This window comes from Thermomonas sp. (assembly GCF_047606765.1).
In the GTDB taxonomy this organism is placed as follows: Bacteria; Pseudomonadota; Gammaproteobacteria; order Xanthomonadales; family Xanthomonadaceae; genus Thermomonas.
Map to the genome: position 1 here is coordinate 1 of NZ_JASGED010000047.1, position 6,120 is coordinate 6,120.

Here is a 6,120-nt window from a genome sequence, read left to right on the forward strand (position 1 = left end):
CCCGGCCTGATGCGGCATGCCGGCGCGGTGCCGACGCGCTGGACGGGCTTTGATGGCGATGGCTGGCGCGCGCTGTGCGTGGAAGCGCTGGAGCGCGAGGCGCGCGGTCGCGCCAGCCATCGCCATCAAAGCCCGTCCAGCGCGTCGGCACCGCGCCGGCATGCCGCATCAGGCCGGGGGCAACATCGGCAGCCATCAACGCACCTTCAACCAGCAAGGTGCCGCTGCCGCACATCGGGTCGAGCAGGTCGCCGCCTTCGGCATACAGCTGCGGCCAGCCGCCACGCAGCAATACCGCTGCCGCCACGTTTTCCTTCAGCGGAGCTTCGCCTTGCGCGCGTCGCCAGCCATGGCGGTGCATCGGCCCGCCTGACAGGTCGATGGACAGCGTGGCGCGGCCCTTGCGGATGACCAGGTTGATGCGCACGTCAGGGGATTCGACATCGACATCGGGCCGCTGCCCGGTGCTGGCGCGCAAGGTATCGACGATGGCGTCCTTGACCCGCTGCGCGGCGTAGCGCGCGTGAGTGATTGCATTGCCGGAGACGTGCGCATCGATGGCGATGCTGTGCGCAGGCTGCAGGTGCCGCGTCCAGTCGATGGCGGCACTGCCTGCATACAACGCGTGCTCATCGGCGCATTCGAACTCGGCGATCGGCCACAGGATGCGGCTGGCAAGGCGCGACCACAGCACCGCGCGCTGCGCGTCCGTCAGCGTGCCTTCCACGTTGACACCGGCGATGGCGGCGGTGGCGCGCGCGCAACCCAGCGCCAGCAGTTCGTCGGCCAGCAGGTATTCCAGACCCTTGCCGCAGGATGCGAAGAATTTCATGGGCTCAGAGCGTTGCCAGCAACGCCGCGAACGCATCCGCACTGGCCTGTACGTGATCGGAGAGGCGATGCGAGTCGTTGACCAACAGCAGGCGCGCATTGCGTGCGGCAGCCCAGTCCACCACCTGCGCGGCCGGGATCAGTTCGTCATGCCAGCCGTGGATGATGGAAACCGGCACATCGGCGGCCTGTAGTGGCGGCGCCTTGCCCATGCCGATCGGCGGTGCCATCAGGAACAGCGCCCGCACCGGCAGATGCAGCGAGACATGTCCGCTGATCCACGCACCCAGGCTGGAGCCGGCCAGCACCAGCGGGCCACGCTCGGCGGCGGTGCGTGCCAGCGCCAGCAGGCGCTCCACCCGCGCCGGCACGTCGCCCAGTTCGCTGACCTCGCGACGGGCGTCCAGATCGGTGTAATCCGGCCGCTCATGCGTCCAGCCCAGCCGCTGCGCGGCCTCGGCCAGTGCGGTGACCTTGGTCGCGTCGGGGCCGCTTTCAAAGCCGTGAGAGAGAATGCAATGTCCACGCATCCGTGAATGCTAGCATCGGCACATGCCCACGCCCGCCCGCATCGAACACCTGCCCTACGTCGATGCCCTGGCCGTGCGCCATTTCGCCGGGATCGACACCGTGGTGATCCACTGCACGGAACTGCCCGACCTTGCCACCGCGCGCGAGTACGGCGAGCGCGTGCTGTATGCCACCAGCCGCACCGGCAACAGCGGCCATTACTACATCGACCGCGACGGCAGCACCATCGAATACGTGCCGCCGCAACGCATCGCGCACCACACGCGCGGCTGGAACCAGCGCAGCATCGGCATCGAACTGGTCAATACCGGGCGCTTCCCGCACTGGCTGGATTCGCGCCATCAGACGATGGACGAGCCCTACACCGAGGCGCAGGTGGAGGCGCTGATCGCCCTGCTGCTGGCGCTGCGCGAACGCATCCCGGCGCTGGTGCGGATTGCCGGCCACGAGGATCTGGACACGGACGAGGTCGAAGCCAGCGACGATCCCGCGCTGAAGGTGCGCCGCAAACTCGACCCCGGCCCGCTGTTCCCGTGGGCACGGGTGCTGGAAGCGGTGCCGCTGCGGCGGATCGGGTAGCTGGCCATGCGGAGCAAGCTCCGCATCTACATCCGGACTGCCTCAATACCCGTAGGTGCCGAGCTTGCTCGGCACACAAGCCGCATCCCGCCGCCCTTCAGGGCCAGCCACCTATAATCCCGCCATGACCTCGCCCGTTTCCGAACTGATCGAACTGCTCTCGCTGGAGCAGCTGGAAGACAACCTGTTTCGCGGCCAGAGCCGCGACATCGGCACCAAGTACGTGTTCGGCGGGCAGGTGCTGGGGCAGGCGCTGTCCGCCGCGCAGGCGACGATGGACGCGCCACGCCCCGCGCATTCGCTGCACGCCTATTTCCTGCGCGCAGGCGACATCGAAGCCCCCATCGTCTATGACGTGGACCGCACCCGCGACGGCGGCAGTTTTTCGGTGCGGCGCGTGACCGCGATCCAGCACGGCAAGGTGATTTTCTTCTGCGCGGCGTCGTTCCAGCAGCCGGAAGCCGGCGCGGAACATCAATTGTCGATGCCGGAAGTGCCCAAGCCTGACGACCTGGAACCTGCGCCCGCGATTCCGCCGGAAAAACTGGCGCTACTGCCCACCAAGGTGCAGCGCTGGCTGGACCGGATGGGGCCGTTCGAGTTCCGCCATGTCTATCCACGCGATGAATTGAATCCGCCCAAGCGCCCGCCGTTCCAGCAGGTCTGGTTCCGGCTCGCGCAGAAGGTCGGCGACGCGCCGGAGCTGCATCGCGCCTTGCTGGCCTACGCCAGCGACTTCCACCTGCTCGGCACCGCCACCTTCCCGCATGGCATCAGCTACTACCAGCCAAACGTGCAGATGGCATCGCTCGATCATGCGCTGTGGTTCCATCGCGATTTCCGCGCCGACGACTGGCTGCTGTACAGCATCGACAGCCCCAGCGCGCAGGGCGCGCGCGGCCTGGCGCGCGGGCAGGTCTTCGACCGTCACGGCAACCTGGTCGCAAGCACCGCGCAGGAAGGCATGATCCGCGTGCTCCCGCAGGCACAGGCATGAGGCAGGTTTTCACCAGCCCGCGCCTGGAAAACGTGGAAGCCGTGGCCGCACTGCTGCGCGAGGCCGATATCGAAGTGGCGATCACCAACGATCGCTCGTACCGCGGCAACCGCCGCAGCGATTTCAGCTATCGCCAGCGCGAACAGGCCGGCCCGCAGCCTGCGGTGTGGATCGTGCGGGCCGAGGATCAACCGCGCGGTCGCCAGTTACTGCGCGATGCGGGCCTGCTGGACAGCTCGCGCGAGGGCGCTTCCAGCTACCTGCCCACGTCCATGCTGCATGAAGGCAAGAAAGACGACGGCGGTGGCCGCAGCATGCGCACCAAGCTGATCCTGCTGGGCCTGATCGGCGTGGTCGTGGCGCTGGTTGCATTCAACGCGCGCAAATACCTGCCTGCCGCCGATGAACCTGCACGTCCGGTTGCGCCCGCCAAACCTGCACTTCCGGCATTGGTGCCGGAATCCGTGGAGGCGCTGGAGGTCTATCGCGCCGACGTGCCCACCGCGCTTTCGAAGCTGGTGATCGAACGCGCATTGGCCGAACGCAAGCCGGCACGCGCCTGCATCGACATCGACGGCAAGCCGCCTGCACCCGGCCTTGTGGCATCCACTGCGACCAAACTGCTCGACGCCACGGCCTGCCCGAGCGACGGCGCACTGGCAATCTCCGTGCGTGACTACATGACCGATGGCAGCGGCAGCGGCACGGTGACGCTGGTGGTGGGCGAAGACAAGCCGCGTGTGATCGAAACACAGCGCGACGGCATGCGTTGGCAGGTACAGGACAAGCGCTGAACGCAGCGCCATGCACAACGACGCCCGGGCATGCCCGGGCGTCGAATCAGCACGAACCAGATACCCGGCTTACTTCACCGGTGCAGGCTTTGCAGGCGGCTGTCCATCACCGCGCGGCTTCGGCTTGAAGGCATCGAACTCGGCCTTGGTCACCGTGCCGTCCTTGTTGGCATCCATGCGGTCAAACATCGCGCCGATATGCTGCTGGCGCTCTGCTTCGGTCGGCTGCGGGCGCGCCGGCTTCTGCTTGCCTGCCTCGCCTGCACGTTGCGCCCGCTGCTGCTCACGCTCGGCGGCACGCGCGCTGTGCTCGACAATGAACTCGTCGCGGCTCAGCCTGCCGTCCTTGTTGGCGTCGGCATCGGCGAACAAGGTGGCGCGCGCCTCGTGCATGCGTGCGCCATCGCGACCATTGCGCGGATGCATCGCACGGCGCTCATCTGCGCTCAGCTTGCCGTCCTTGTTCACGTCGAGCTGGTCGAAGCGCTGCGCCAGCTTCGGAAAAGCGGCCGCTTCGGCCTTGGTGATGACGCCGTCGCCGTTGGCATCGATCTTCGCCTTGGCAGGTGCGGTCTGGGCGGTGGTGGCAGCGGACGCCAGCAGCGCCAGGACGGCAATGGACAGGGTGTTGCGCATGTTCATGATCTGCTCTCCATACCGGCACGCGCCGGGCTTGCAGTGAAAAACGCTGCCGCCGCACATCGGTTGACGCCCAACCCTGCGCGCAGCTGAACAAGGCCGTTGCTATGCTCGCCACATGGGCACCAATGGCGACGATCTGCGCATGTTCCGCACTGGCGCGCACCCGTGCGGCTACTGGCCCGACCGCGAGGCGCGCGACCTGGTGCTGGACCCGCGCGACCCGCGCCTGCCGCTGTTCTACCCGACCGCACTGGACTGGGGCTTCCGCCGCTCCGGCGACATCGTCTATCGCCCCGGCTGCAACGGCTGCCGCGCCTGCGTGCCGGTGCGCATCCCGATTCAGGATTTCGTGCCGAACCGCAGCCAGCGCCGCTGCCTTGCGCACAATGCCGATGTCGATGCGCGCATCGTCGCGCCCGTGCGTACGCAGGAGCACCTCGCGCTGTATCGCCGCTACCTGTCCAGCCGGCATGCCGGCGGCGGCATGGACGACCACGGTGCCAACGAGTTCGACCAGTTCCTGGTCGGCAGCTGGAACGATGGCCGCTTCCTTGAACTGCGCCAGCGCGGCACCCACCGCCTGCTGGCAGTGGCGGTGACCGATCTTGCCGGCGCTGCGCTGTCGGCGGTCTATACCTTCTACGACCCCGACGAAACCCAGCGCAGCCTGGGCACGCTGGGCGTGCTGAAACAGATCGAATGGGCGCGCCGCGACGGACGCGCCCACCTGTATCTCGGCTACTGGATCGAGGGCCATCCGAAGATGGATTACAAGCGCCGCTTCCAGCCGCTGGAACGCTTCAACGGCAACCGCTGGCAACGGATGTGAGGTCGGCGCGCGCGTAGTCCACGAAGTCGAAGGAAAACGCATGCGCCGCATCGGCGGGATGCGCGATGCGCGCGGTCTCGCGCCACTCACCTGCATCGAAGCGCGGGAAGAATGCATCCGCACCGATGACTTCGGCATCGACATGGGTCAGGTGCATGCGCGTGGCATGCGGCAATGTGAGCGCATAGATTTCGCCACCGCCAATCACGCATAACTCATCGCCATCGGCCTGCGCGATGCTGCGCGCCTCTTCCAGCGATGCCACCGCCTGCATGCCTTCGAACGGCACCGCGCCGCTTCGCGTCAGCACCAGGTTGCGCCGCTTCGGCAGCGCGCGGCCCAGCGACTGTGCGGTCTTGCGGCCCATCAACACCGGCTTGCCGAGGGTCAGTGCCTTGAAACGCTTGAGATCATCCGGCAGATGCCACGGCAAGGCGTTGCCCTTGCCGATGGCGAAGTCGCGGCCCAGCGCGGCGATGAGGGAAATGTCCAAAGGCAACATCCATGGGGATGCCCGCCTGCACGGGCATGACGATATTAGACCGCGACCGGTGCCTTGATCGCCGCGTGTGGGTCATAGCCTTCGATGGCGATGTCATCGAATGTGAAACCAAAAATGTCCTGCACGTCCGGGTTCAAGCGCAGCGTGGGCAATGCGCGCGGCGCGCGCGCAAGCTGTTCGCGCGCCTGTTCGAAGTGGTTGGAATACAGATGGGCATCACCCAGCGTATGCACGAAGTCGCCCACGCCCAACCCGCAAACCTGCGCCACCATGTGGGTGAGCAGCGCGTAGCTTGCGATGTTGAACGGCACGCCAAGGAAAATATCGCCACTACGCTGGTAAAGCTGGCAGCTCAACTTGCCATCGACCACGTAGAACTGGAACAGCGAATGGCAGGGCATCAGCGCCATCTTCG

General features: G+C 66.8%; 9 protein-coding genes. 4 read left to right on the forward strand and 5 right to left on the reverse strand.

Translation table 11 applies throughout. The annotated features are described in order from the left end of the window. A partial coding sequence (locus QM612_RS04540; protein ID WP_415252706.1) for a THUMP domain-containing protein occupies window positions 1-832 on the reverse strand: 832 nt, incomplete at its 3' end. Window positions 833-836: 4 nt separating this feature from the next. Then, the gene (locus QM612_RS04545) at window positions 837-1,361 is read right to left on the reverse strand and encodes an alpha/beta family hydrolase (RefSeq protein ID WP_415252707.1); all 525 of its coding nucleotides are present in this window, start codon (window positions 1,359-1,361) and stop codon (window positions 837-839) included. Window positions 1,362-1,383: 22 nt separating this feature from the next. Here QM612_RS04545 and QM612_RS04550 point away from each other — a divergent pair, with 22 nt between their 5' ends. The 3 genes from QM612_RS04550 to QM612_RS04560 all read left to right on the forward strand — a co-directional run bounded on the left by QM612_RS04550 (window position 1,384) and on the right by QM612_RS04560 (window position 3,732). Further along, window positions 1,384-1,941, forward strand: coding sequence for an N-acetylmuramoyl-L-alanine amidase (locus tag QM612_RS04550; RefSeq protein ID WP_415252708.1), 558 nt, complete (start codon window positions 1,384-1,386; stop codon window positions 1,939-1,941). A 124-nt stretch (window positions 1,942-2,065) separates the two neighbouring features. Then, window positions 2,066-2,938 (forward strand): acyl-CoA thioesterase II, encoded by an 873-nt coding sequence (gene tesB / locus QM612_RS04555; protein WP_415252709.1) that lies wholly within the window; start codon window positions 2,066-2,068, stop codon window positions 2,936-2,938. Continuing rightward, window positions 2,935-3,732 (forward strand): hypothetical protein, encoded by a 798-nt coding sequence (locus tag QM612_RS04560; protein WP_415252710.1) that lies wholly within the window; start codon window positions 2,935-2,937, stop codon window positions 3,730-3,732. Before tesB ends, QM612_RS04560 begins: the two co-directional genes overlap by 4 nt. A 69-nt stretch (window positions 3,733-3,801) precedes the next feature. Here QM612_RS04560 and QM612_RS04565 read toward each other — a convergent pair whose 3' ends face one another. Further along, window positions 3,802-4,374 carry an EF-hand domain-containing protein gene (locus QM612_RS04565; RefSeq protein WP_415252711.1) on the reverse strand — a complete coding sequence of 191 codons (573 nt, stop codon included), beginning with the start codon at window positions 4,372-4,374 and terminating at the stop codon, window positions 3,802-3,804. A 115-nt stretch (window positions 4,375-4,489) separates the two neighbouring features. Here QM612_RS04565 and QM612_RS04570 point away from each other — a divergent pair, with 115 nt between their 5' ends. Further along, complete coding sequence (locus tag QM612_RS04570; protein WP_415252712.1) at window positions 4,490-5,203, forward strand: arginyltransferase; 714 nt, start codon at window positions 4,490-4,492, stop codon at window positions 5,201-5,203. Here the strand turns inward: QM612_RS04570 and QM612_RS04575 are convergent. Further along, window positions 5,175-5,690: a dihydrofolate reductase gene (locus QM612_RS04575; RefSeq protein ID WP_415252714.1), complete on the reverse strand. Its 516-nt coding sequence runs from the start codon at window positions 5,688-5,690 to the stop codon at window positions 5,175-5,177. The genes QM612_RS04570 and QM612_RS04575 overlap by 29 nt on opposite strands. 50 nt (window positions 5,691-5,740) lie before the next feature. Next, window positions 5,741-6,120, reverse strand: a 380-nt coding sequence (gene thyA / locus QM612_RS04580; protein ID WP_415252713.1) for a thymidylate synthase, incomplete at its 5' end; no start/stop codon positions are given.